This window comes from Sphingomonas hylomeconis (assembly GCF_025370105.1).
Classification (GTDB): Bacteria; Pseudomonadota; Alphaproteobacteria; order Sphingomonadales; family Sphingomonadaceae; genus Sphingomonas; species Sphingomonas hylomeconis.
This window is the reverse complement of record NZ_JANQBK010000009.1, coordinates 1-24,286: the sequence shown is the minus strand read 5'-3', so window position 1 is coordinate 24,286 and position 24,286 is coordinate 1. Positions and strand designations below refer to the sequence as shown.

The 24,286-nt window shown below is 64.9% G+C and carries 21 protein-coding genes; 12 read left to right on the top strand and 9 right to left on the bottom strand.

Annotated elements, in window-relative coordinates; genetic code table 11:
• Positions 1-26 precede the first annotated feature (26 nt).
• The 3 genes from NV401_RS12045 to NV401_RS12035 are packed head-to-tail and all read left to right on the top strand — an operon-like array spanning position 27 to position 3,587.
• Positions 27-1,268: a spinster family MFS transporter gene (locus NV401_RS12045; protein ID WP_261294677.1), complete on the top strand. Its 1,242-nt coding sequence runs from the start codon at positions 27-29 to the stop codon at positions 1,266-1,268.
• On the top strand, positions 1,265-2,842 hold the full coding sequence (locus NV401_RS12040) for an AMP-binding protein (protein ID WP_261294676.1): 1,578 nt from the start codon (positions 1,265-1,267) through the stop codon (positions 2,840-2,842). Before NV401_RS12045 ends, NV401_RS12040 begins: the two co-directional genes overlap by 4 nt.
• A gap of 49 nt (positions 2,843-2,891) precedes the next feature.
• Positions 2,892-3,587 (top strand): TetR/AcrR family transcriptional regulator, encoded by a 696-nt coding sequence (locus NV401_RS12035; RefSeq protein ID WP_261294675.1) that lies wholly within the window; start codon positions 2,892-2,894, stop codon positions 3,585-3,587.
• A gap of 37 nt (positions 3,588-3,624) precedes the next feature.
• On the opposite strand, the gene NV401_RS12030 is transcribed toward NV401_RS12035, so the two are convergent.
• The 3 genes from NV401_RS12030 to NV401_RS12020 all read right to left on the bottom strand — a co-directional run bounded on the left by NV401_RS12030 (position 3,625) and on the right by NV401_RS12020 (position 6,792).
• Positions 3,625-5,187 carry an alkaline phosphatase D family protein gene (locus NV401_RS12030; RefSeq protein ID WP_261294674.1) on the bottom strand — a complete coding sequence of 521 codons (1,563 nt, stop codon included), beginning with the start codon at positions 5,185-5,187 and terminating at the stop codon, positions 3,625-3,627.
• A gap of 79 nt (positions 5,188-5,266) precedes the next feature.
• Entirely contained in the window at positions 5,267-6,256 is a 990-nt protein-coding gene (locus NV401_RS12025; RefSeq protein WP_261294673.1) for a FecR family protein, read from the bottom strand.
• On the bottom strand, positions 6,253-6,792 hold the full coding sequence (locus NV401_RS12020; protein WP_261294672.1) for an RNA polymerase sigma factor: 540 nt from the start codon (positions 6,790-6,792) through the stop codon (positions 6,253-6,255). Before NV401_RS12020 ends, NV401_RS12025 begins: the two co-directional genes overlap by 4 nt.
• Before the next feature lie 370 nt (positions 6,793-7,162).
• Between NV401_RS12020 and NV401_RS12015 the strand changes: the two genes are divergently transcribed.
• The 3 genes from NV401_RS12015 to NV401_RS12005 all read left to right on the top strand — a co-directional run bounded on the left by NV401_RS12015 (position 7,163) and on the right by NV401_RS12005 (position 13,535).
• Positions 7,163-10,147, top strand: a complete 2,985-nt coding sequence (locus NV401_RS12015) for a TonB-dependent receptor (protein ID WP_261294671.1) — start codon at positions 7,163-7,165, stop codon at positions 10,145-10,147.
• Between the two features lie 223 nt (positions 10,148-10,370).
• Positions 10,371-11,228 carry a serine hydrolase gene (locus NV401_RS12010; RefSeq protein ID WP_261294670.1) on the top strand — a complete coding sequence of 286 codons (858 nt, stop codon included), beginning with the start codon at positions 10,371-10,373 and terminating at the stop codon, positions 11,226-11,228.
• 402 nt (positions 11,229-11,630) lie between these two features.
• Positions 11,631-13,535, top strand: a complete 1,905-nt coding sequence (locus tag NV401_RS12005) for an NPCBM/NEW2 domain-containing protein (protein WP_261294669.1) — start codon at positions 11,631-11,633, stop codon at positions 13,533-13,535.
• Between the two features lie 283 nt (positions 13,536-13,818).
• Here the strand turns inward: NV401_RS12005 and NV401_RS12000 are convergent, their stop codons facing one another.
• Positions 13,819-14,682 carry an alpha/beta hydrolase family esterase gene (locus NV401_RS12000; RefSeq protein WP_261294668.1) on the bottom strand — a complete coding sequence of 288 codons (864 nt, stop codon included), beginning with the start codon at positions 14,680-14,682 and terminating at the stop codon, positions 13,819-13,821.
• A 231-nt stretch (positions 14,683-14,913) separates the two neighbouring features.
• Between NV401_RS12000 and NV401_RS11995 the strand changes: the two genes are divergently transcribed.
• A complete protein-coding gene (locus NV401_RS11995) occupies positions 14,914-15,615 on the top strand; it encodes a VIT1/CCC1 transporter family protein (RefSeq protein ID WP_261294667.1) in 702 nt (233 codons plus the stop codon).
• 34 nt (positions 15,616-15,649) lie between these two features.
• Here the strand turns inward: NV401_RS11995 and NV401_RS11990 are convergent, their stop codons facing one another.
• Complete coding sequence (locus NV401_RS11990; RefSeq protein WP_261294666.1) at positions 15,650-18,223, bottom strand: HWE histidine kinase domain-containing protein; 2,574 nt, start codon at positions 18,221-18,223, stop codon at positions 15,650-15,652.
• Between the two features lie 13 nt (positions 18,224-18,236).
• Positions 18,237-19,100 carry an AraC family transcriptional regulator gene (locus NV401_RS11985; protein WP_261294665.1) on the bottom strand — a complete coding sequence of 288 codons (864 nt, stop codon included), beginning with the start codon at positions 19,098-19,100 and terminating at the stop codon, positions 18,237-18,239.
• Positions 19,101-19,293: 193 nt separating this feature from the next.
• Here NV401_RS11985 and dapF point away from each other — a divergent pair, with 193 nt between their 5' ends.
• The gene (dapF, locus tag NV401_RS11980; RefSeq protein WP_261294664.1) at positions 19,294-20,220 is read left to right on the top strand and encodes a diaminopimelate epimerase; all 927 of its coding nucleotides are present in this window, start codon (positions 19,294-19,296) and stop codon (positions 20,218-20,220) included.
• A 114-nt stretch (positions 20,221-20,334) separates the two neighbouring features.
• Complete coding sequence (locus NV401_RS11975; RefSeq protein ID WP_261294663.1) at positions 20,335-21,303, top strand: NYN domain-containing protein; 969 nt, start codon at positions 20,335-20,337, stop codon at positions 21,301-21,303.
• A gap of 28 nt (positions 21,304-21,331) precedes the next feature.
• Here NV401_RS11975 and NV401_RS11970 read toward each other — a convergent pair whose 3' ends face one another.
• Positions 21,332-21,694 (bottom strand): hypothetical protein, encoded by a 363-nt coding sequence (locus NV401_RS11970; RefSeq protein ID WP_261294662.1) that lies wholly within the window; start codon positions 21,692-21,694, stop codon positions 21,332-21,334.
• Between the two features lie 187 nt (positions 21,695-21,881).
• Between NV401_RS11970 and NV401_RS11965 the strand changes: the two genes are divergently transcribed.
• Positions 21,882-22,067, top strand: coding sequence for a DUF6771 family protein (locus NV401_RS11965; protein ID WP_261294661.1), 186 nt, complete (start codon positions 21,882-21,884; stop codon positions 22,065-22,067).
• Positions 22,068-22,217: 150 nt separating this feature from the next.
• Positions 22,218-22,658 (top strand): hypothetical protein, encoded by a 441-nt coding sequence (locus NV401_RS11960; RefSeq protein WP_261294660.1) that lies wholly within the window; start codon positions 22,218-22,220, stop codon positions 22,656-22,658.
• A gap of 85 nt (positions 22,659-22,743) precedes the next feature.
• Here the strand turns inward: NV401_RS11960 and NV401_RS11955 are convergent, their stop codons facing one another.
• Positions 22,744-23,298 (bottom strand): hypothetical protein, encoded by a 555-nt coding sequence (locus NV401_RS11955; RefSeq protein WP_261294659.1) that lies wholly within the window; start codon positions 23,296-23,298, stop codon positions 22,744-22,746.
• 124 nt (positions 23,299-23,422) lie between these two features.
• Positions 23,423-23,827: a hypothetical protein gene (locus tag NV401_RS11950; protein ID WP_261294658.1), complete on the bottom strand. Its 405-nt coding sequence runs from the start codon at positions 23,825-23,827 to the stop codon at positions 23,423-23,425.
• A gap of 201 nt (positions 23,828-24,028) precedes the next feature.
• Here NV401_RS11950 and NV401_RS11945 point away from each other — a divergent pair.
• Positions 24,029-24,286, top strand: a 258-nt coding sequence (locus tag NV401_RS11945) for a GIY-YIG nuclease family protein (RefSeq protein ID WP_261294657.1), incomplete at its 3' end; no start/stop codon positions are given.

Sequence of the window (24,286 nt, the reverse complement as noted above, 5' to 3'; positions counted from 1 at the left end):
CGGTGGTGGACAGATATGCTTGGGCAGTGCTCACGCTGTTATGCATCGTCTACGTCCTCAATTTCCTCGATCGGCAGTTGCTGTCGATCCTGGCCAAGCCGATCCAGGACGAGCTCGGCATCACCGACGGGCAGCTCGGACGGCTGGGCGGCCTCTACTTCGCGTTGTTCTATTGCATTCTCGGCATCCCCGTCGCGTGGCTCGCCGATCGCGGCAATCGAGTCCGCGTGCTGACCATCGCCTGCGCCCTGTGGAGCGCAGCGACGATCGCGTGCGGGATGTCGCACTCCTATGGCCAGCTCGCTGCCGCACGGATGAGCGTCGGGATCGGTGAGGCCGGTGGCGTACCGCCATCCTATTCAATCATCTCGGACTATTTTCCACCCGAACGACGGGGGCTCGCGCTCGGCCTGTTCAACCTCGGGCCGCCGCTCGGACAGGCGCTGGGTGTTGCCTTCGGCGCGAAGATCGCCGCATCCTATGATTGGCGGCTGGCATTCGTGCTGCTCGGCGCCGCCGGGCTGATCGCGGCCGCCGCCGTGTGGGCATTCGTGCGCGAACCGGTGCGCGGTAGCAGCGACGGGCGACGCGCGGCGCCGGACACGGGGGAGGCCCCCACATTTGGCGCCACGTTCCGGCTGTTCGCCACCCGCCCGACATTGACGCTGGTCTCGCTGGCGGCGGGGGCAACGCAGTTCGTCACCTATGCCACGCTCGGTTTCACCACGCTGTTCCTGATGCGCGAAAAGGGCATGACGCTCGATCAGGTCGCGATCTGGTATGCGCTCGTGCTGGCTATCGGCGTAAGTGCGGGAATCTATCTGTCCGGTCGGATCATCGATCGCCGCGCCGTCGCGACACCGCAGATCTATGGTACGATGCCGGCGATAGCGCTGTTGCTCGCCGTGCCGTTCTTCATCGGGTTCGTCTGGGCGCCGACCTGGCCGCTGGCGATGGCATTTCTCATCGGGCCGACCTTCCTCAATTATTTCTATCTGACCCCGGCCGTGGCCTATGTGCAGAATGCCGTCGCGCCGCGGCAGCGCACGCTGGCCGGCGCGGTGTTGCTGCTCATCATGAACCTGATCGGGCTGGGGCTGGGCCCGACTTGGCTCGGCATGGCGAGTGACTGGTTCAAGCCTGCGCATCCCGGCAATTCGCTGCAGCTCGCCTTCTATACGCTTGTGCCCTTCTATTTCGTCGCCATCGCCCTGCATTTCGCACTCGCGCGCGCGCTGAAGCTCGAACATTCTAAGGCGGTTGCATGAATCCCGGCGCGATGCAGAATTATACGCTGACGCTCGACAAGTTCCTCGATCACGCCGCCAAGTGGCATGGCACTGCCGAGGTCGTCACCGGTGGCGGCGGGCGGATCGATTATGCCGCGCTGCGCGAGCGCGCGAACCGCACGTCCGGGGCGTTCGCAGCGCTTGGACTGGGGCTTGGCGACCATCTCGCCACCCTGTCGTGGAACAGCCAGGCGCATCTCGAATGCTGGTACGGCGCGATCGGCATCGGCATCGTCTGCCATACGCTCAACCCACGCCTCTCGCCCGCGCATCTGGCGGGCATGATCCATCAAGCGCAGAATCGCGTGCTTGCCGTCAGCCCGGGGCTGGAATCGCTGGTCACCGAGCTGCTCGCCCGATGCCCGACGATTGAACACGTCGTGCTGCTCGACGAGCCTGATCGCACGCACGGCGCGGTCGATGCGGGTCGGGCCAGGATATGGGCGCAACAGGAACTGCTCGACGCGCATGGCGCGGCAATGACGTGGGGCAGGTTCGACGAAAATGCTCCTGCCGGCCTTTGCTTCACTTCGGGCACCACCGGTGCGCCGAAGGGCGTCAGCTATACGCACCGATCGAACTATCTGCAGACGATCCATCTGCTCCATGCCGACGTGCTCGGGTTGACGGCGCGCGACGCGGTGCTGGCCGCAGTGCCGCTGTTCCACGCCAATGGCTGGGGGCTCGCCTTCGCGGCACCGGCGACCGGCGCAAAATTGGTGCTGCCCGGCCGGGATCAGGATGGCGGAAGCCTGGCGCGGCTGATCAATGACGAGCAGGTGACCGTCGCGGCGGGCGTCGCCACGGTGTGGCTCGGGCTGATCGAGCATCTCGACCGCACGGGCGGCGACGTTCCTTCGCTAAACCGCATCCTGCTGGGCGGAGCGTCGGTACCGCAGGCGCTGATGGACCGGATCGAGACGCGCCTGGGGGTTGTCGTGCAGACGAGCTGGGGCATGACCGAACTGTCGCCGCTCGGCAGCGTCACCGCGGCCAACAGCCCTGTTCGCCGTGCCGGCACGTCGGGCCGTCCGCCGATGGGCGTCGATCTGCTGTTGACCAACGCGGACGGTGTGGCGCTGCCGGAGCAGCGTGGCGTGGAAGGTCATCTCCGCGTCCGTGGGGCGAGCGCGGTAGAGCGCTATTTCGGCACCGAGGCGTCCGCCACGGATACCGCTGGTTGGTTCGACACGGGCGACCTGGCGACGATCGATGCCGCCGGCACGCTGACCATCACCGGGCGCGCCAAAGACCTGATCAAATCGGGCGGCGAATGGATCAATCCGAGCGAGATCGAGACGATCGTCGGCGCATTGCCGCAGGTTGCCCTTGTCGCGGTGATCGCGCGCGCACATCCCAGATGGGGCGAGCGCCCCGTGCTGGTCATCGAGCTGCGCCGCGGTGCCGAGCTCGATGACGATGCGGTGGTCGCGGCACTGTCGGGGCGGATCGCCCAATGGTGGATGCCGGATGCGATCATCCGCGTGGCCGCCATGCCGCTGGCCACGACCGGCAAAATCGACAAGATCCGGCTGCGCGCCGCGCATGGCTAAGCACGCCTCGACCGTTGCCCCGCCCTCCGTCGTCCGCCAAGAAGCGTCAATGACAGCGAAACCACGCCCGCGCACCACTAAGGCCGATCAGCGTGCCGCGACGATCGAGCAGATCTACGACGCGGCCGAGGAGCTGTTTTCCAAACGCGGGCTGTACGGCGTCACGCTGAAGGACGTCGCCAATCAGGTCGGGGTTCACCAGTCGCTGCTGCATTATTATTTCAAGGACAAAAAGGACCTGTTCGATGCCGTGATCGCCCGGCGTGCGCCGGTTACGATCGAGCGCCGCATGGCCGCGCTCGACGCGTACGAGCGTGAGGCGGCCGGCACCATCACAGTCGAGGGCGCGCTACATGCCTATCTCGATGCGGATCTCGACCTGCACGGCCAGGGTGACGCCGGCTGGCGCAATTACGGGCAGCTCGGCGCGCAGGTCAGCAACACCGCGGAATGGGGCGGCGAATTGATGGACACGCATTTCGACGTCGTCGTGCTGCGGTTGATCGATCTGCTGCAGCAGGCATTGCCCGATTGCCCGCGTGAGGATCTGTTTTGGGGCTATCACTTCGTCACCGGTGGCCTGATGCTGACGCTTGGGCGTACCGGGCGGATCGACAAACTGTCCGGCGGTCTGTGCCGCTCGAACGACTTCGATGCCGTAAAGGAGCGTATGGCGCGGTTCATGGCGGCGGGCTTCGCCGCAACCTGCGCCGCGCGGGCGGCGGAGCGGCAAGCGCTGCCTTGATCGCCGGGCCCGGGGCCGAGGCCCCATCGCGACGCGCCTAAGCCGCCTGCGGCCCGGGCCGCCTCGGATCGACGGCATATCGAGCGAAGGTGCTGAGCGCGCCGCCGGGGGTGTCGACCTGGTCGAGCACCTTCACATCGGCGTGCCACCGATCCGGTGTGACCGTGAACAGCTGATAACCGCGCTGGTTGTTGAGCAGCCGGACGTTGGCATTGTTCGACTGCATCTGGCTTTCGCCCGGATAATGCCGCCCGCCCGTTCCGTTCGAGGATATCGACGTCCCGTGAAATTCGGTCGCGATCGCCGGTCCGTCGAGATGCTCGATCCGGCGCGGCACCGCGCCGACGACGTGCTGATGCATGTCGCCGCCGCCGATGACGACGTTGGTGAGATTGCGCCGGTCGATACCGTCGAGCAGACGTTGCCGGGCGAGCGGATAGCCACCCCAATTGTCGGCGCCGACGACCGGCGTGGTGGCGCCGTCCTTGCGCGAGTCGAACGGCATCATCAGCACCTGCTGCGCGACGAAGTTCCAGCGCGCATCGCCGGCCAGTCCGCGATCCAGCCAGGCCTCCTGCGCCGCGCCCAGCATCGTCCTTTCGGGGCGATCGGCGGGCTTGCAGGCTTCGGGCTCCCCACGAGGCCGGTTCGGCCGGCACAATTCATCGCTGCGATAGGACCTGGTGTCGAGCACATGCATCCGCACCAGGCTGCCATAGTCGAACCGGCGATACATCCGCACGCCGTCGGGGCCCGGCCGCTGCGCATGGCGGACGGGGCTGTGCTCGTACCACGCCTGCAACGCTGCGGCTCGGCGGAGCGCGAACACCGCGGGCGGGTTGCCGTCCTTATCGAAGGCGCCGGCCCAATTGTCGTCGATCTCGTGATCGTCGAACGATGTCACGAAGGCGACCGCGGCATGCGCCGCCTGCAGGTCTAGATCCGCCTTGTACTGCGCGTAACGACGGCGATAGGCGTCGAGCGTATAGATCTCAGCGCTCAGATGCTTGCGCGGACTGGGCGTGGTCCGAATGCCCATTTCGTAGATATAGTCGCCATAGTGATAGACCAGGTCGAGGTCCGGCTCGCGCGCGAGATGCGCAAAAGCCGTATAATAGCCCATCTCGAAATCCTGGCAGCCGGCCATGGCGATGCGCAGCCGATCGACCGGGGCGCCCGCTGCAGGCGCGGTCCGCGCCGTGCCCACCGGGCTCGCCTCCGCGCCGGCCACCAGGAAGCGATACCAATACGGACGCTGTGGGCGGAGCCCGCCGACCTCGACATGCACCGAATGCGCCAGGCGTGCCTCGGCAATCGCGGTGCCGGCGCGCACGATGTGGCGGAAGCCGGGATCTTCGGACACTTCCCAGCGCACCCGCACATCGACCGCCGGCATGCCGCCGTCGGGGGTTTGCGGCTCGGGCGCCAGCCGCGTCCACAGTACGAAGCCATCGGCCAGCGGGTCGCCAGCCGCGACACCCAGCGTGAACGGATAGCGCGTGAAGCGCGGTGCGGCCAGCAACCGGGCCGGCAGGGCGCCGCCGAGCAGCGCAAGTGCCGCGCCGTGTCTCATCATGTCGCGGCGATCGATCTCGGTCATCAGGCACGGTCCTTCCCGGCATGGACCGGTGCGGGGAAGACGCGGCACACGCCGCAAACCCGACAGCGCAGCGCGTTTTTCAGGAGCCTTGGTCGGCGCGCGAAGGGGCAATCAGGATCGCGCTGCGCCCGTAGCGTATATCGAGCGCATAGGCGCCGCGGATCGCGTTCAGCGCGCGCGCCGGGTTCGATACGCGGAACCGCCCGCTGACTGGCAGCGCGGCCAGCGCCGGATCCCTGAGCCGGATCGGCTTGGCCGAATGGCGCTGGACCTTGGCGATCAACACGCTCAGCGGGACGTCGGAGGCTTCGAACCAGCCTGCGGTCCAGTCGGGTCTGGCAGCGGCCGTCGCGCCAGCGGCGGGATTGGGCGCCTGGGTGGTTATCCGATCGTCGACCACGCGAGCGCGGTCGCCCTTGCGCAGTACGAGATTGTCGGATTGGCCCGCGTCGAGCGCCACGGCGCCACGATACACTTCAACCGCGGTGCGCGTGGCGTCCTGCCGGTCGACGTTGAACGCCGTGCCGAGCACCGCCACCGAGGTGTCGCCGCTCCGCACGAGGAACGGGCGCCAGCGTTCGTGCGCCACATCGAAGAACGCTTCGCCGCGCACCAGCGTTGCCACGCGCTGCCACGGCAGCACGCGCACGCGAAGCTCGGAATTGCCGCTCAACGCGACCTGCGACCCATCGGCGAGGACGATCGATCGGCCATTGCCGATCCCGGTCCGGTAGGTGGCTGGGGATAGCGACGGGATCAGCATGACGAGCGTGGCCGCCAGCGCGCAGGCGGTCGTTGTGAGCCAAACCACCGGCTTCCGCCACGGCGGGGCAGTGACGGACGGCGTGACCAGGTCGGACGTTGCGGAAGCCGTGACCGTCTGGCGCAGCGCCTCGATCAGCGCGTCGGAATGCCATAGCGCCTGCAGGTCAGTGAACTTGTCGCGATGCGCCACATCCACCGCCATCCAGGCATCGAACGCGCGACTGGCGGATGTGTCGATCGCAGGTTGGTCGAGGCGATTGACCCATAAGGCGGCGTCTTCCGCGATTTGCGTCTCACGCGTCATCGGCCGTCATTCCCCGCGTCGTTGGCCAGTATGACTGCCCGGTGGAGATCGGCCAATCCGCGCGTGATATGTTTCTCGACCGCCTTGAGGTTGAGCGCAAGGTCCCGCGCGATGCTGGCGCAGCTCTGGCCCTGCAGTCGCCGTCGAATGAAGACGTCGCGGCGCAGCGGCGGCATCGCATCGAGCGCCGCGGTGAGCGCCGCGAGCTCCTGCCGCCCGGCGATCACGCGATCGGGCAAGGGCGCATCACTGGCATGATCGATCTCCGTTTCGGTCGAATAATGGCGATCGCGACGGTGATGATCGACTAGCAGATTGGCGGCGATGCGAAAGCCGAGCGCATAGACGCTCACCAACTTCTGTTGCCGGCCTTGCTGAACCAGGCGCGCGAGCGTTTCCTGCACGACGTCCTCGACCAAGTCGTGCCGGCTGGTCCGCGCCCGCACATAGCGGGCGAGCGTGGCAGCAACGGTTTCCCAGTCCTGGTCCGGAACGTCGCTCTCGCGGTCATCGATCTGGGGCAGGGAAACAGGCATGGAGCTCCGCACGGTAGGTCCGGTGCTTCTATGATCCCTTTGTGACAATCTGGCGGAGCATTGCGCGGCGGTGGCCAAAACGGCTTGCCGTTGTCAAAATTCCTATAATCACCCGTTTTAGCGTTTAATTCTGGAAGTTCGGCAAACAGCTGCGACTATACTGTGATGAAATTGGACGAATTAGGCTTTGAATATCGTAGGGAAGGCATTGTGTTTATATCTTAGTCTGTAAAATGTTCTGACTTATGCCTTTTTAGCCACGCTGTATTAAAAAGGTAACAAATAATCATTTGAACAGTAATTAAACTAATTTGTCGGGTTTTGCTTGGCGCGCCCGTCTTCCCCGCAATCGACGAAAATTTTGGGGGTAATGATGATACGCACGGGTCGCCTTTCGCATTTGCTGTTCTGCTCGGTCGCACTCGCCAGCGTCGCCTGGTCGCCAGCCATGGCGCAGCCGACGGTGTCGGCGAAACAACGCCAGTTCGATTTCAACCTGCCGGCCCAATCGATGACGGAGGCATTGCTCGCCTTTTCGCGCGTCACCGGACTGCAGGTCGCAACCTCGCCGGCCAAATTGAATGGCCTTAAGGCGAACCGGCTGCGCGGCCGCATGCCGGCTGCGGAAGCGCTGCGCGTGCTTACCGCCGGCACCGCGATCGATGGCCGCATCGTCGGCGATACCGTCGTCCTGGAGCGACAGGACCGCGCCGATTTCGCACAAGCCGCGGATGCCGCCGAAACGGCATCCGTGGCATCTGACGAACAGAATGGCGGCGAAGACATCGTCGTGACGGGCTATCGCGAAAGCCTGTCGCGCGCCTTGCAGTTGAAGCGCTCGGCGACCGGATCGCAGGACGTGATCGTGGCGCAGGACATCGCCGCTTTCCCCGACCAGAACCTGGCCGAAGCGCTGCAGCGCATCCCCGGCGTGGCGATCACTCGCGACAGCGGCGAGGGCCGCCAGATCTCGCTGCGCGGCCTCGGCGCCGATTTCACCCGCACGCAACTCAACGGCATGGAAGTGCTGACCAACACCGCTTCTGGGCTGGACAGCCGCAGCAGCGTGAGCCGTTCGCGCTCGTTCGACTACAGCATCTTCGCTTCCGAGCTGTTCAATCAGGTGACGGTCGAGAAGTCCTATGCGGCCGAGCAGGATGAAGGCGGGATCGGTGGCACGATCGGGCTGCATACCGCAAAGCCGTTCGACTATCCCGGGCTGACCGCGGTCGTTTCGGCCAAAGGGCAGGTAAACCAATATAGTAAGTCGCTGACGCCGCGGCTGGTCGGGCTGGTATCGGATCGGTGGGGTGATTTCGGTGCGCTGGTTTCGGTCGCCTACAGCAAGGCAGAGACGATCGAGACGGGATATCGTAATTGGAATTGGTCGCAGATTAATTTCCGCGCCGCGAATGTCGGGCCCAATATCTCCGCCGCCGACCGTGCGCTGCTGGTCAATGCCACTGGCGCGAACCGCGTGTGGAACAGCCGCGCGCAGACTTATGCCACGTGGTTCAACGAGCGCGAACGACTGGGTATCACGGCAGCGCTGCAATATCACCCCAGCGACCGTACCGACGTGACGCTCGACATTCTGTACGGCAAGCTGAGCAACAATCGCGAGACCGACGTGCTCGGCGCCGCGGGGACCAATGGGGTGTCGGCCAACGACATCACCGGCACCCAGGTCCTGACCGACGTCACGTTCGACGAGCACAACAGCATCGTCGCGGCATCCTTCGATGGTGTCGATATGCGGACCGAAACCCGCAACACGCACGACACGACCGATTTCTGGCAGGTGGCGCTCAACGGCCGCACCGAGATCACCGATACGCTGAGCGTCAAAGTGCTGGGCGGCTGGTCGCGCTCGAAATTCTATTCGACCTATGACCAAGTGTATCTGGAAGCAGTCGGGAAGAGCTACAGCTTTTCCGGGATCAACGGGGGCAACCCGACAAACACGTACGGCTTCAATCCGGCCGATCCGGCGCAATGGACCGTGCAGGGCGCCGAATCGCGTGACGACGGCATCGACAGCGAATTCTATAATGCCAAGGGCGAGCTTGCCTGGCGCATCGCCGAGGGCTCGACGCTCAAGGCGGGGGCCAGTTACAAGCATTTCGAAAATGGCGGGCTGCAGCGCCGCGCTCAGTACAATTATGATGGCAAGACGGGGCTCCCGGCGGTGCCGACCAGGGTGATCCCATATACCAGCCGTACGCCGTATATCATCGCCGATATCGACGGCGCCTATCAGGCGCTCGGCATCAGCGGCACGGTCAATGCGAGCAACGCGATCGCGGGCGCCGATTACGCAGTGCGCGAGAAGACCGTTGCCGCTTACGTGCAATATGATCTCGACACACGGCTGGGGGAGGTCGGCGTGCGCGCCAACCTCGGGCTGCATTACTATCACACGTCGCTCAATTCTTCGGGCATGGCACTGACCGGCACGACGTTGACGCCGGTGAATATCACCAACAGCTATGACGGCTTCCTGCCGGCCGCCAACCTTGCCTTCGATCTCAATCGCTCGCTGGTGCTGCGGGTCAGCGCCAACCGCAACGTCAGCCGCGCCGCGCTGAGCGATATGCGCGCGGCGGCGACGATCAATGTTGCCGCCTTCGGTGGCACGATCAGCGCGGGCAATCCCAATCTCGCGCCGTTCATCGCCGATTCGGTCGAGGGATCGCTCGAATATTATGATGGTAAGCGCGGATCGCTGGCGATCGGCGTGTTCTACAAGAAAATGAAGTCGTTCATCACCACCGAGACGACGCCAGTGCCGTACAACACCACCGGCTTTCCGCTGTCGCTGCTGTTGCCGGGCCAGGATCCGGCGATCTTGTTCAACTATACGCGCCCGGTGAACGGGCCGGGCGCGTCGATCAAGGGAGTCGAGATCGCCGCCAAGCGCGATTTCGATTTTCTTCCCGCGCCGTTCGATGGACTGGGCGTACTCGGCAATCTGACGCTCGCCGACGGCAAGACCGACGTGCTGTTTTCCGGTGCGCCGGTAAACCTGCCGCTGACCAACCTGTCGAAGGTGTCGACCAACGCCACGCTTTATTACGATACCGGTCGCTGGGGCGTGCGCGGATCGGCGGCGATGCGCAGCAAGTATCGCTGGGGCAGCGGCGGCAACGGCAATATTGGTGAATATATCAAGGGCACAACCAACTTCGATGCCTCGGCCTATGTCAACGTCACGCCGCAGCTGCAGCTGACGCTGGAGGCGATCAACATCGGCAACGAACCGCTCGTCCAATATGCCGATAAGGACGCCAAGCGCATGATGACCAATACGACCAGCGGCCGCACGATCCTGTTCGGCGCGACGATGCGTTTCTGAGGGCTAGCGCCGGCCGCTCGGGCATCCGACGGCCGGCCGTTCGTTGCATTCGCTGCCGAAACCTTGCGTACCCGACTGAAGCGCTGGGGGCTTCGGAGTTCGAGCTGTGGGGGAAAGCGAGATTGTTGCTTATTCCGTAGCTTTGCGGGCATGCAAAACGTGATGTTCAGGTTTATCAGTTTAGGATGAAGCCTTCGCTGAAGGGCAACATTCAAGGATGAAGATGCGCGTACACCTGCTTTGCCGTCTGCTGCTTTCCGGTATCGCTGCCAGCTTTCTCGTCCCGGCACCGGCGGCCGCGAGCTCCCCTGAGCTCATCGGGCTCGAGCACGAGCTCAACATGCTGGTCGCGGCCCGCCCCGGTGAATATGGCATCGCTGCGCTCGACCTTCGCGACGGTTCCATCGTTGCCGTCAACGGCGGCATCTCCTTTCCCATGGCAAGCACCGTCAAGCTCGCCATCGCCGCCACCTATCTCGCGGAGGTCGACCAGAGGCAACGCAGTCTCGATGAGCTGATCTCGGGTCGTTCTGCCGCGAAGCTCCTGGAGCTGATGATCGTCCGGAGCGACAATTATGCGACCGATCAGCTGCTTGCCGCCGTTGGCGGCCCCGGTGCCGTCCAGCAGTGGCTTTCGTCACGGAATATAACGGGGATGCGGGTGGACCGGACCATAGCGCAGCTGCTGCGCGAGCGTGGCCACCTTGCCGACAGCAAGGATGTCGCCACGCCGGTCGCCATGGTCGCGCTGCTGTCGAGGCTCGATAGCGGCACCGTGCTGACGGCACAAAGCCGCGCCTTTCTGTTCGAACTGATGCGCCGATGTCAGACGGGCACCCGCCGTATCCGCGCACTGCTTCCGGCCGGCACCCTGGTGGAAGACAAGACGGGCACGCTTGACGGCATCACCAACGATGTGGGGTTCATTACCATGCCGGATGGCCGCCGCGTGGCGGTTGCCGTGTTCGCGCGCGGCGGACGCGATCGCCAGCCGGTGATCGCCGAGGTTTCACGCGTGATCTACGACCGCTTTGCCGACAGCACGCGCAACGCGCTCGCCATGTTCATGCGCATGCGGTGACCGGACGCCGCCGATGCCGCAGCCGGGCTGTCGGCCAGCGGTACGATCGGCGGACGGCGGTTCGCCCGAAATAGCCGACGAGCGTCGTAACGCACCGATCAGCCGAGCCCGGGGTGGCGTGGAAAAGTTTCCTTTCGTGACGAATGTCAGGGATTGGCAAACATGGTGCTTGCGTTTTGTTTCCAACGCTTCATCTTTCGGCCATAGCGGCGACAAGATCACAAGATGGGGCCGGACAGATGGGAGCAATCGCTCTGGGCCGGTGGAAGCGTCGGGATGGCCGGCTGACGCGAACGGCGCGCTGATGGCCGGACGGGTGCCGGCAGGCGGCAATCCATCGGATCGATCTTGCGCGTCGTACCGCGCGCGCTGTTCGACCGCTTATTCGAAGGAATGACCATCATGACTTTCCGCAAGACCGGTTGCGCGCTGGCCGCCGCGTTGCTGATGGCAACACCCGCGATCGCGGGCGGCGATGCGCTCCAGCCCGCCGGCCGCTGGACCTTGCCGGAGCGCAAGCAGGCGCGGACTCCGCCGATGGGCTGGAGTTCCTGGAATGCGTTCCGCACCGAGGTGGACGAGGCGAAAGTGATCGGCGCGGCGCAAAAGCTGGTCGATAGCGGTCTTGCCAAGCTCGGTTATGTCTATGTCAACGTCGACGATGGCTGGTGGCTGAAGCGCCGGGCGAGCGATGGCCGGTTGCTGGTCCGCACGCAGATCTTTCCGTCCGCCGCGCTGGCCAATGGCGAAAGCAGCTTCCGTCCCTTCACCGACCGTCTCCATGGCATGGGGCTGAAGGCGGGGCTGTACACCGATATCGGCCGCAATGCCTGTTCGCAGGCCTATGACCTGCACTCGCCCAATTTGCCCGAAGGAACGACGGCCGAGCGCGAGGTCGGGCTGTACGGTCATGTCGATCAGGACATCGCCTTGTATTTCCGCGAGTGGAATTTCGATTATCTCAAGGTCGATGCCTGCGGCATCAACGTCTATGCCCCGGGAAGCGCCGTCGTCGAGCAGAACGGTTATCGCCCGTTCGCGCCGTTGATCGACCAGACCTCGGTCAACCGTACCGATGTGGCGGCCGTCAAGGCGCTGTACGACACTGTCGCGCGAGCGCTCGACGGCGCCAATCGCGACGGCGACTATATCCTCGCGCTGTGTGCCTGGGGCAGCGCCGACGTGCGCCGTTGGGGCAAGCAGACCGCGCATATGTGGCGCACCAGCGGCGACATCACGCCGAACTGGTCGCGCATGCTGCACAATTTCGACAGCGCCTCGACCCGTGCGCTCTATGCCAAACCGGGGGCGTGGAACGACCCGGACATGCTGTTCATCGGACATGGCGATTTCGACGAAAAGCATCTGACCGAGGCGCGATCGCACTTCGCGCTCTGGGCGATCATCAACGCGCCGCTGTTCATCGGCTACGATCTGCGCAGCGCGCCGGCCAGCCTGATGAACATCTGGCGCAACGCCGATATCGTGGCGGTGAACCAGGATGCGGGCGGGCACCAGGGGGTGATTGCCTATGCCAGCGACGATGCGCAGATCATCGTCAAGACGCTGGCGACTGGCAAGAAGGCGGTTGCCATCTTCAACCGCGGCCTGGCCCCGGCGGAGGTCAACCTCACCGCGGCACAGCTGAAATTCGCGGCCGATGCGCCGATCACGCTGCGCAATCTGTGGGACGGCAAGACGCTGAAGCCGTTCACCGGCGAGACGAGCTTCAAACTGGCGCCGCGCGAGACGTTGATTTTCGAGGCCGGCGGTGTGCGGCGGTTGACGGACGGTGTCTTCCTGTCCGAGATCCCCGGAGACGTGAACGTCGCCGAGGACGGCATCACCGTTTCCGAGCCCGATCCGGTCGTCCACCGTATGATCGGCCAGTGGAGCGGCACGCGCGATACCGGGGAACGCCCGACCTATGGCGGCTGGGGCGGGGCCCAGGCCGATGCCACACCGTACGATCAGATGCTGGCGATCGGCGGACGCCGGTTCGACACCGGGATTGGCATCCTATCGCAATCGCGGCTCGAGGTGCGCAATAGCAGCCGGCGGGGCCGGTTCGAGGCGCTGGTCGGCATCGACGATTCCACGCGCAACACGCAAGATCGCGCGCAATTCCTGGTCTACGGGGACGGACGGTTGCTCGCCTCGAGCCCGGCAATGGCGTTCGGCGATCCGGCCCGTGCGCTGGCCGCCGATACGCGCGGCATCAAGGTGATCGAACTGGTCGTGCGCACGCGTTCGATGAAGAGCGGAATGCCGATCGTCGCGACCTGGGCCAACGCCGCTTTACGTTGATTTTTGGAGGAGTTTGCCATGAGGCGGACTCAGCCGATCGCTTAGGACAGTTCCACTGTCCACCCGATCTCGCTCCCGGTCGCCGGACAGCCCCGTGATCCGTTAAGTCGCGGCGCCGCGGGCGGCAATCAGCGCTACCCCATCGGATGCGGTGTGGCGCGGCGGGCACGGCGGTGGCGCGTGGCAGGCGCTGAAGTGGGCTGGACCGGGCACGCACTCTTGTAACAGTGGCGCGGCTCGCCTGGTGATCACGCACGCGCCGTGGCGCCGCCGTGCACCCTGTTCAGCGGCTATATTGCGACAGGAATGCCCACAGCGCCTCATTGTCGACGACCGACCAGCTGTGCTGGCCGCCGCGCATTACCCGAGCCGCGGCGGTGGCGTTGCCGCGGCAGCGGGCATAGCCTTGTTCGTACACCGTCGCGCTAATATTGCGGGTATAGGGTTCCGCGCAGCCGTTGATTGCCGCCCAGCGCTGCACGGCGGCGCTCTGAGAATATTGCCAATAGGGTGCGCCGCCGCCAGCAATCGGGTTGGTCGCGTCCGCGTCGCCGGAGAAGGCGAGCACCGGCACGGATGCGCGGGGGTGGCAGGTCGCCGGGTCGGCCCGCGTCGGATTGGCGTCGAGCGGGCGCCCGGCGCGTAGGCCGACGACTGGCGCGATTGCAGCGAAGCGGCGTGCGGCGACACAGCCGAGCCACGACGTCATCCGACCGCCGCCCGACAATCCCGTCACGTACACACGCTTGCCGTCGACACAGCCGGACGCGACGAGCTGATCGACCAAAGCGATCAGGTAGGCGACGTCGTTCCGCGCGTGCTTGCCGGGCAGCGCGCCGGTGACGGTCGGCACGCCTGGTATGTTCCAAACATAACCGCGCCCCGCGGTGATCCCGCCATTGGGCGCGATGACCACAAAACCGTGCCTTTGCGCGGTGGTGGCAAGGTCGCTGTCGCGCAGCATTTCCGCTCCCGTGCTCGTGCTTCCATGCAGCAAAATGACGAGCGGCATGGACGCAACAGGCGTGGTGGGCACGTAGAACGCGCGTTCGGGGAGGGCATCGAGCGCGCCGGTGCGGCATTCGGCGTTTGCTGTGCCGGCCACGGCGCACATCGCCAGTGCGATCAGGAGACGAAACAAGAGCATGATGCAGACCTAGAGCGCCGGGGCGGCGTTGCCTAGCGCGGCGATAGCTGCCCGACCCTAGTCTCTGCGGTGCCGCCAGGACGAGGGATTCCCATCGCAGCGCTATAACGCCCGCCGACGCGACCGCGCGTATTACGTATGGAGCCGCTCTGATTGCGTCCCTAGCGTCCACGGCAGTGACCCTGCCGATGGTGGTAATGGTGGCAGCGATGCGGAAAAGGCGAATGTGCGATGGCCAGGCTGCATCTTCATCCTGAGCGCCATCTGGTATCACGCATCGGTTGGCTCCGTGCCGCTGTGCTCGGGGCCAATGACGGTATCGTCTCGACTGCGAGCCTGATCATCGGCGTGGCGGCGGCCGCGGCCAAGCCCGGCGATATCCTCGTCGCGGGGGTGGCGGGGTTGGTCGCTGGCGCCATGTCGATGGCGGCGGGCGAATATGTCTCCGTCAGTTCGCAATCCGACACCGAGCAGGCCGATCTTGCACGCGAGCGTGCCGAGCTGTCGGGCGATGTCGATGCGGAGATCCAGGAGCTCGCCGGCATCTATATCAAGCGTGGCGTGGATGCCGGCACCGCCGATACCGTGGCACGGCAGTTGATGGCCAAAGATGCGCTCGCGGCCCATGCCCAGGACGAGCTCGGCATTTCCGCGATGACGACGGCGCGCCCGATCCAGGCAGCGCTGACATCGGCCGCTACCTTCACCACCGGCGCCGCGCTGCCGCTGGCGATCGTGGTCGTCGCGCCCGCCCCGTGGCTGGTCGTGATCGAAGCTATTGCGTCGCTGCTGTTTCTGGCCGTGCTTGGAGCCATCGGCGCCCAGACGGGCGGAGCGCGGGTGGGGGTCGCGACCCTTCGTGTCACTTTCTGGGGCGCGCTGGCGATGGCGCTGACGGCAGGGACAGGCCTGCTGGTGGGAACGACGACATGAAACGAAGCGCCGGCTAGCGCGACTGCGGCGTCGTTCATGCTCCGGCGTTCTGTAGCACCTGCTGAATGGCACGTGCCAGATGATCGCGTTCATACGGCTTCTGGATCAGGACTTCGACGCCGTTGCGGCGTTCCAGCGCCAGTTCGTCACCATAGCCGGTCGCAAAGATAAAGGGTGTGCCCATCGCTCTCAGCTGTGTCGCTAGGTCAAAGCTGGTGCCCCGGCCCACGTTGATATCGAGCATGGCAAAGTTGAAGCGCTGGTCTGCGATCAGCCGCTCGGCTTCGGTGATCGTCGAAGCGAGCAGAACATCGACAGCGCCCATTTCGCGCAACATGTCCTCGGTTTCGAGGGCGATCAGCATATTGTCCTCGACCAACAGCACATGCGCGCCGCGGAGCGGCATGTCGTAGGCGGGCATCGGTAGACTCGCGCCGTTTGCAACGGATCGTACTTCCATCGCTGGCGACTCGCTCGTGACGAGGACATGTTGGTGCGGGATGAAGAATTCCGCCTCCAATCCGGCAAGCAGATAGCGCAGTTTGGCCGTGCCTTGCAGATCGAACGGAATGGTGCGCTCGAGAATTACCGACCCGAACCCGCGCCGCGTCGGTGCGACCACCGCCGGCCCGCCGATTTCCCTCCAGCGGATATAGACGCCTTCGCCGTCCACCGGATCGAGCGTTACCTCCACCCGACCGGCCGCCGAAAGCGCGCCATGTTTGCAGGAGTTGGTCACCAGTTCATGAACGACCAGCGCCATGGTCGCGATCGCCTGCGGTTGAAGCATGACATTGGGGCCGACCAGTGCCAGCCGGCCCTTGGCGGAATCATGTGCGGCGATCTCATCTTCGAACAGCCCGGCCAGTGGCGCCGGGCCCCAGCAGTTCTGCCGCGTAATGCGATCATGCGCGCGCGCGAGCGCCTGCACCCTGCCGCCCAGCGATTCGACATAGTCGGCAATGTCGGCGGCGTCCTGACCCGTCTTGGTGATCAGGCTGCGGATCAGTGCGAGGATGTTGCGCACGCGGTGATTGAGTTCGGCGATGAGCAGTTCCTGCCGCTCCGACGCGCGGTTGCGCTCTTCGTGGGCGCCATCGGAATAGCGCAGGATCACTTCGATCAGCGCCTGGCGTATCGCCTCGCCAATGCGTTGTTCACGCTCCGAAAAGGGTTCGGCGTGGCCGCGTACCAGTTCGGTAAAGGCAGCGAAGCTCTTGCGCGGTGCCATACGCGGGCCCTCCTCGCCCTGCTCCATCGCCTTGGCGGGGTCGCCGCCCCAGCGGATCTCATCGAGTCGCTGGCGGCGAAACAGCAGGATATAATCACGTGGTACGCGCGAGATCGGGATCGACAGCATCCCCGCAGCGCGATCGGCGGTCTCGGCGCACGGCGGGTGCACGGCGGCCAGATGGTGGCTTACGAAAACTCGGCTCGGCGAGGCAGCGTTGAGGTGATGGGCGAGTGCCACGACCTGTTGCTCGGTCGGCGTCGCGCCATGGAGGAAGGTGGTGCCGCCTCGATAGATCGCGACCCCGTCGCAATCGATCATATCGCGCGTCATGTCGTGCAGCCACAACGCGTTTTCCATCAGACTCTCGTCAGCGGCGATCATCGTGATGAGACGGTCGGCGAGCGCGCGCGCTTTTTGTTCATCCTCGCCCGCGCCCCGCCGCAGCCGGCTTTCCAGCATCATCGAATACATCGCGCCGAACAGTTCGGTGGCGCTGCGCATGACGAAGCTGGGCAAGCGTGGGCTGTTGGCATGACAGGCGATGAGGCCCCACAATTTCTCCTCGACCACGATCGAGATCGACAGCGAGGCGCTTACGCCCATGTTGCGGAGATATTCGATATGGACCGGCGACACCGCGCGGCTGACCGCAAGCGATAGGTCGAGCGGCCGCGTGACCACATCGACTGCCGGCAGCAGCGCGACGGTCGGCGCCTGGACATCCGCGATGATCCGGAAAGGATTGAGCAGATAGAGCGCGCGCGCCTGCTGCGGTATGTCCGATGCCGGATAATGCAGCCCAAGGAAGCTTTCTACGCCCGCACGCGTCGACTCCCCGATGACCGCGCCATTTCCATCCTTGTCGAAGCGGTAGATCATGATCCTGTCGAACCCGGTGATCGCCAGCACTTGCCGTGCGGCGTCGGTATGGAACTTCTCCAAGGTGGGCGCCTTGATGAGGCGCGCTGCCATCGCCCGCACCATCGATGCAGCTTCCATTTGTTCGACGTTTTGCGATCGCTCGCCCTCGATGATCAGCAGATCGCCCTGGAAGTGGATCGATAGGTCGACCGACGGCATTCCCTGCACCAGTTTGACGTCGAACAGCCGTTCGCTGCCAGTCGAGCCGAGGATCGCCATGCGGTTGCGGATGTCGTGCAGCGCGGTCTGCGTGATCCATACGTCGAAGCGCGAACCGAGCAGCTTGGCAGGCGGGGTTTTGAGGAAGCTTTTGACGTTTCCGGATGCGCGTACGACCGTCCAGTCGTTCGCCATCGCGACCAAGAACGCAAAGCTCTGAATGCGATCGAGCCGCGTGATCGGTTCACGGTCGCAGTCGGTCAGGTCGGGCGGGATCGAAATGTGGTCGGACATGGCCTCCGTCGGCTCAGCGCCGCTGCATGCGATAGGTCAGCGGCGGCACGCCGACGACTTCGCGAAATACCCTTCGGAACTGGGGCGCTCCGCGATAACCAACGGCGATCGCGACCGCCTCGATCGGCAATGTTGTGCTGTGAAGCAGGTCCGCGGCGCGCGCGATGCGGCGTTGCTGGACGAAGCCGTGCGGGTTTTCGCCGGTCGTTGCCTTGAACGCGCGGGAGAAATGGAACCTACTCAGCCCCGCGACGGCGGCAAGGTCCGCCAGGCCGATCTGTTGCGTGAGATGCGCCTCGACGTAGTCGGTTACCGCGGTGACCTGCCGATCCGACAATCGCCCCTGCGGATCAGCCAGCACACCGAAGATCTCGAGCGAGGCAAGCAGGCACAGGCTTTCGGCGTGAAGGTCGTCGACATCGGGCGCGCGGACCACCGCTTCCAGCTTTTTGAGCGTGTGCCGCAGCCGTGGATCGCGGGTGTGGACGAACGGGGGAGGCTCGTGTCGCGCAAAACGGGCTCCCAAGTCCTCGCGGACGACGCCGGGGTCAAAATAGAGCGCGACAAAGCTGTTGGGGCGCTGTTCCGGATGCGCCCACCCCTCCACGACACAGCCTTTTGGCGTGAACGTGATCGTTTCGCGCAGGTCCTGCGAGCGACTTGCAGGCAATCCGTCGACCCGTAGTTCGCCGTCGCGCAACACCATATCGTGCAATGCCAGATAGTGCGTGTCACCACGATTCTTGAAATCATAGGGCGCATCGCTGGCCAGCTCGACATATTCTGCCGAAAAGCCGTGCCAGTCGCGTGGAATGCGAGTCATGAGGCTGGGCGGAGGCAAGGCGTAGGCCATCTCAAGAGAAACACGCGTGTCCATAGTGCACGCTAGCACGATTTTTGCGGAAGCGAACGAAAATTGCGGAAGGGTCCATGTGCGGATGGTTCTGGTCGATCGTGGGAAATTCACGCCATATGCTCGATATCGGTGCTCGCGCGGTTCGTGTTCCTTCGTTGGCGTGCTGCGCGGTGAACCCGTTGCGGCGGGCGGGGCAGGTGTTTAGGGCGGCAGGATGAACTTCAGCTTCGTCAAATGCCACGGCTCGGGCAATGATTTCCCGCTGATCGATGCCCGTGGGAGCACGCTCAGCCAGGCCGACTGGGCGCTGGTCGCCCGCGCGCTGGCCGATCGGCACGGCGTACTCGGCGGCGACGGAATCCTGCTGCTCACCGCGGGGGGAGGAGGGGTTGGCATGGTGATGCTCAACTCGGACGGGTCGGAGGCGGAGACGTGCCTTAACGGGCTGCGCTGCGTCGCGCGGGCGGGGTTCGAGGCGCTGGGGATCGACCATGCCGACGTGCAGCTGAAGACCTCGACCGCTTATGCCGCGATCGACACGCCGCTGGCCCCCGGCGTCTATACCGTGCGCGAAGTGGCCGGCCCCTCGTCGCTCGACGTGACCGCCTGGCCGCTCACTGGCCTGGGGCACGAGATCATCGAGCAACCGATCCCGCTGCTGCCGACGCCGCGCCGCTTCACCGCGGTGGCGATGCCCAACCCGCATCTGGTGAGCTTCGTCGCGACGATCGACGAGGCCGAGCTGGTGCGCGTCGGCGAAGCATGCGAGGCGGCGCCCGACTGGCTGCCCAACCGCGCCAACGTGTCGTTCGTCGAGCGGCGCGGCGCCGACCTGTTCGTCCGCACGCACGAACGCGGCGTCGGGCTGACCGACAGCTGCGGCAGCGCGATGGCCGCCTCGACCTTCGCCGCCGGCCTGACCGGGCGCGTCCCGTTCGGCACCGAGATCACCGTGTTCAACCGCGGCGGGCAGGTGCGCGCGCAGGCCGAGCGCGACGGCATGGTGCGCCTGTCGGGCAATGCGACCTGGGAATTCGCCGGCACGGTCGAGGTCGACCTGGCGACCGGCACGGCCAGCGACCTGGTGATCACCCGGCGCTACCCGGCGGAGATCGCCGCCTGGGCCGCACTCGCACCGTAGCACCGCGCGCGGGCGCCACGCCCCCGCCCGGCCCCCGCGGCCGGCCCGGACTGCTTACGGAATATCAAGGGCTTCGCGGCACAACGGGCCATCCGCTCCGCCGCACGAGGCCGCATGCACCCCGATCCGTTCCCCGCCGATCTGTTTCCCGCGCTGCGCCAGCGGCGCCGCATCGCGCTGCTGATCGACGCCGACAACGTGCCGCACGACACGCTGGCCGCGGTGATCGCCGCGCTCGGCGCTCACGGCACCGCGCATATCCGCCGCGCCTATGGCGACTGGGGCGGCGCGACGCTGCAGAAGGGCTGGAAGGAGAAGCTGCGCGACTGCGCGATCCGCCCGATCCAGCAGTTCAGCTACACGCCGCGCAAGAACGCGACCGACATCGCGCTGGTCATCGACGCGATGGAACTGCTCCACACGCAACGCCCCGACGCCTTCTGCCTGGTCTCCAGCGACGCCGATTTCACCCCGCTCGCGCTGCACCTGCGCGGCCACGGGCTGGACGTGTACGGCTTCGGCGAACGCAAGACGCCGGCCTCGTTCGTCCATGCCTGCACGTCGTTCGTGCATCTCGAGGATATCGGCGGGGCGCCGGCCGCGGCCGAGCCGCGTGCGCCGGATGTGCCGGAGACGCAGGCCGCGACCGAGGCTTCCGTTGCCGTCGCGGTGCCAATCAGGCCAGCGCCACCGCCGCCACCGCCGCCGCCGAAGCAAAAAGCCCAGCCGAAGCCCCAGCCGAAGCCGCAGCCCAAGTCCAAACCGCAAACGGCAACCGGGGTGACGGCAGCGGCACCGGGCAGCGCAGCCCTGCGCAAGACGCTGCGGCAGAACACCAAGTTGATCGACACCTTGCGCGAAGCGGTGCGCAGCACGGCGGACGAGAATGGTTGGGCGGCGATGTCCAAGGCGGGCGGGGCCGCCAACCGCGAAGTGTCGATCAATCCGCGCGCTCTCGGCGTCAAGAATTTCGTCGCCTTGTTCGAAGCAACCGACCTGTTCGAGATTTTCGAGAGCCCCGCCGGGCCCAAATATCTCGCCGATAAAAGCAATGAGGCGCGCGGCCCCCGGCCGGTGATATGACGCTGGCGATCGTGTAGACCTGCGCGCTTCAGCCCGGCAATGTCGGGCGCCGGTCCGCCCGCTCCGGCCCGAGCAGCAGGCGCGCCGGATCGCCGTTTGCGCGAACCGTGGCGATCAGCAGATAAGGCAGCAGGAAGCCCGCGCCGCCGACCAGCGCGACGGCGCCGAGCGCCAGGCCGGCGGGGGAGAAACCGTGCCGCCATGCCGTCCACCAGCCGGACAGGATCAGCAGGCAGAAGAAATCCAGATTGAACTGGCCCGGCCAGGCCAGGCGGGCGATGTCGCCGAAGAAGATCGGCAGCAGATCGAGCCCGTGGGCGGCGACGACCAGGCCGGTATAGCCGACCAGCCCGATCCAGGCGACGATCAGAAAGGCTTTGAACAGGGTCATGCGGGGTCTCCCTCGATGCGCGCAGCGTGACGCCTGGCGGCGGCCTATGCAACGGGCGACGATGGCGGTGTTTGCGCTTGGGGGTGGTGGCCTCGGGTGTCCGGTCGTGACGTTATGGCGCGCCGGGGCTAGCCGCTTGCGCGATGTTCGCGTTTCGTTCTATGGATTTCGAACGGAGATTCGAACCATGCTGATCAATCCTGACATCATCGCTACCGCCATCCACGACGCCCCTGCCTGGGCGCTGGTGGGCCTCACCGCACCGCGCGACACGATGCGGGAAGACGCGGCACACGAGCTGGCCACGCATCTGTACGACCGGCTCTATACGACGATAGACGTGGCAGAGGGTCAGCTTACGCTGCCGCTCTGATCGATGTGGGACAGAAAGCGTTCCGGAGCAGCGGACCGTCCGCTTTGGTGCTTGGGTCAGCAGCGCTGAACGTCTATTGTTGGTGGGAAGCGGACATTGAGAAGGGGCGGGATGAGAGTATCGTGGCACCTCGTTCGCTCGGGGGAACCTATGAAGCTTTCATCTGTCGCAGCCGGTCTACTCACTGCCATGGGGCTGTCCGGTCAGGCTTCGCCTCCCAAGTATGTAGAGGGGCAAGTCTGGGAATACCGCGCTCGACCACAGGATGCTGGATCGCTGCTTAAGGTGCAGCGCGTCGCGATGATGGGTGCCAAGAAGGTCTATCACATCAGCGTTGTCGGCGTTCACTTCGCAACGCCGGGTATCGCGGGCATTTTGCCGCACATTCCGGTTTCCGACGAGACGCTCGATGCCAGTGTCACGAAGCTATCAGCCGAAAAGCGCGATTTCCCTACCTCCGCCTTGGTTGAGGGTATCGAGGAATGGCGTAAGGCACAGGGCGGCGTTTTCACCATCCCTATGTCTCAAATTGTTGGCATCATCGACGAGCAAACGGCGACGGCGCAGATGCAAGCACCGACAAAGCCGTAAGGCTCTCAGCGTCCGCTATTGGGCGTAAGCGGAATGGCCTCTTTCGGTATGACCGCCGGGCAGGCGGAAAGTCTGACCGTGGTGGTTAGCTGCCATTGCCCACAGCCCGATCAAAAGCCATGCGAGCCGTGTCAGTGTCGAAGGGTGCCGCGTTTAACTCGGGAAAGGTCCGCGCCTTGCGAGCTGCATCGTTCAGCCGGGCGGCAGTCGCTCCAGCGCGCCAACACTGAACAATTGTTTCATCGTTCTGAGAAGGCACGTCATGGCCTGCAAATCCCGTATAGAAAGCCTGAAATACTCGGTCTCGCGCGGCGAGATAACCGACGTCGAGCTCTAGACTTTCCACAGTGTCGTCGAGAAGCAATGCGTCCGCCTCTGCGCCCATCCTATGAAGCCAGACCCGGGCGAGCATCAGTGCGTCGTCAACGCGCTTGTCACTGTTGGAGATGATCTCGACGGATGCGTCACCCTCTTCATCCCAGATGGTGACCCAATCACGATCCACGTCAATTGAGTGTGGACGGCCATCCGCGAGCCGAACAATCGCCTCACCTCCAACCGGAACTTCAAACTGGTCGCATTGCAGCTCTACAAACACCGTAAGGGGGCTGTCGCTCTTGTTGCGTATCGGTATCCGCATCGCGCCTTTCCATGCTCATCAAGCCGAGAGTGCCACCGTAACCCAAGGTCGGCAATTGGGCGACTCCGGCCGGGCGGCTTTGTGTCAGACGTGATCGCCAGCCGGAACGGCCCGGCCTGGGTGGTTAGCTGCCCTTCGAACGCCGCTGGACAATTCGGTCTATGACAAGCGCCACGGCAGTGATGGCGAATGGAGACAGCAGCATGAGCAAGGCCCCGAACATATCGACCCCGGACCCGTCCGGACCCCGCTGATAAGCAATGCCCTTGGCAAGCCACCACCAGCGCAGACCAACAGTCGCAGCGAGCGCGAACGCCCAAGGCGCAAGACGCTTCGATGATCGTAGGGCGAGCGCCAGAAATGGGATTGCGACAAGCACCATGTTCATAGTGAGCACGTCGATTTCACTCAGGTCTATTTCTCGACCCAACGACGCCGCGAACACAGCGCGCTCTCCGACCGAAACGACGACACCCAATGCCAGCGCGAAACCAATTAGGAGCGATCGGGATGGGTCTGTCTTGGACATCAGAGCGTCGTAAGTCATTGTCGCGATGTCCGCTACTGGGCGGAAGCGGACCGTCCGCTTTTGGTGCCTACGCTGGCGGCACCAAACGTCCGATTATGGCGGGGAGCGGTCGTTCTCCTTGATCGTCACCCCGGGCTTGACCCGGGGTCCCGCTTCTCATCTTCTGCCGCCATGGGGCATCGTGGCGGGTGGATCCATATCATGGCGGATCGCTGTCACGGCGCCCTGTATGCCAGCGTTACCGCCGACCTGCCGGCACGCATCCGGCAGCGCCGGAACAGTGACGGATCCGACTTCTGCCGGCGCTATGGTCTGCATCGCCTGGTCTGGGCCGACCACACACCGTCGATCACCGATGCCATCGCACACGAGAAGCGGCTCAAACGCTGGCGGCGTGCGTGGACGTTCGCGCTGATTGAACGCGGCAATCCCGCGTGGCGGGATCTGTTCGACACGCTG

Coding starts and splice junctions, on each gene's coding strand:
- NV401_RS12005 (WP_261294669.1), top strand. CDS start 11,631: ATGACTTTCCGCAAGACCGGTTGCGCGCTGGCCGCCGCGTTGCTGATG.
- dapF (WP_261294664.1), top strand. CDS start 19,294: ATGAACTTCAGCTTCGTCAAATGCCACGGCTCGGGCAATGATTTCCCG.
- NV401_RS12010 (WP_261294670.1), top strand. CDS start 10,371: ATGCGCGTACACCTGCTTTGCCGTCTGCTGCTTTCCGGTATCGCTGCC.
- NV401_RS11985 (WP_261294665.1), bottom strand. CDS start 19,100: ATGGACACGCGTGTTTCTCTTGAGATGGCCTACGCCTTGCCTCCGCCC.
- NV401_RS11990 (WP_261294666.1), bottom strand. CDS start 18,223: ATGTCCGACCACATTTCGATCCCGCCCGACCTGACCGACTGCGACCGT.
- NV401_RS11955 (WP_261294659.1), bottom strand. CDS start 23,298: ATGCGGATACCGATACGCAACAAGAGCGACAGCCCCCTTACGGTGTTT.
- NV401_RS12000 (WP_261294668.1), bottom strand. CDS start 14,682: ATGCTCTTGTTTCGTCTCCTGATCGCACTGGCGATGTGCGCCGTGGCC.
- NV401_RS12040 (WP_261294676.1), top strand. CDS start 1,265: ATGAATCCCGGCGCGATGCAGAATTATACGCTGACGCTCGACAAGTTC.
- NV401_RS11970 (WP_261294662.1), bottom strand. CDS start 21,694: ATGACCCTGTTCAAAGCCTTTCTGATCGTCGCCTGGATCGGGCTGGTC.
- NV401_RS12030 (WP_261294674.1), bottom strand. CDS start 5,187: ATGACCGAGATCGATCGCCGCGACATGATGAGACACGGCGCGGCACTT.
- NV401_RS11965 (WP_261294661.1), top strand. CDS start 21,882: ATGCTGATCAATCCTGACATCATCGCTACCGCCATCCACGACGCCCCT.
- NV401_RS12020 (WP_261294672.1), bottom strand. CDS start 6,792: ATGCCTGTTTCCCTGCCCCAGATCGATGACCGCGAGAGCGACGTTCCG.
- NV401_RS11975 (WP_261294663.1), top strand. CDS start 20,335: ATGCACCCCGATCCGTTCCCCGCCGATCTGTTTCCCGCGCTGCGCCAG.
- NV401_RS12025 (WP_261294673.1), bottom strand. CDS start 6,256: ATGACGCGTGAGACGCAAATCGCGGAAGACGCCGCCTTATGGGTCAAT.
- NV401_RS11995 (WP_261294667.1), top strand. CDS start 14,914: ATGGCCAGGCTGCATCTTCATCCTGAGCGCCATCTGGTATCACGCATC.
- NV401_RS11950 (WP_261294658.1), bottom strand. CDS start 23,827: ATGTCCAAGACAGACCCATCCCGATCGCTCCTAATTGGTTTCGCGCTG.
- NV401_RS12015 (WP_261294671.1), top strand. CDS start 7,163: ATGATGATACGCACGGGTCGCCTTTCGCATTTGCTGTTCTGCTCGGTC.
- NV401_RS11960 (WP_261294660.1), top strand. CDS start 22,218: ATGAAGCTTTCATCTGTCGCAGCCGGTCTACTCACTGCCATGGGGCTG.
- NV401_RS12035 (WP_261294675.1), top strand. CDS start 2,892: ATGACAGCGAAACCACGCCCGCGCACCACTAAGGCCGATCAGCGTGCC.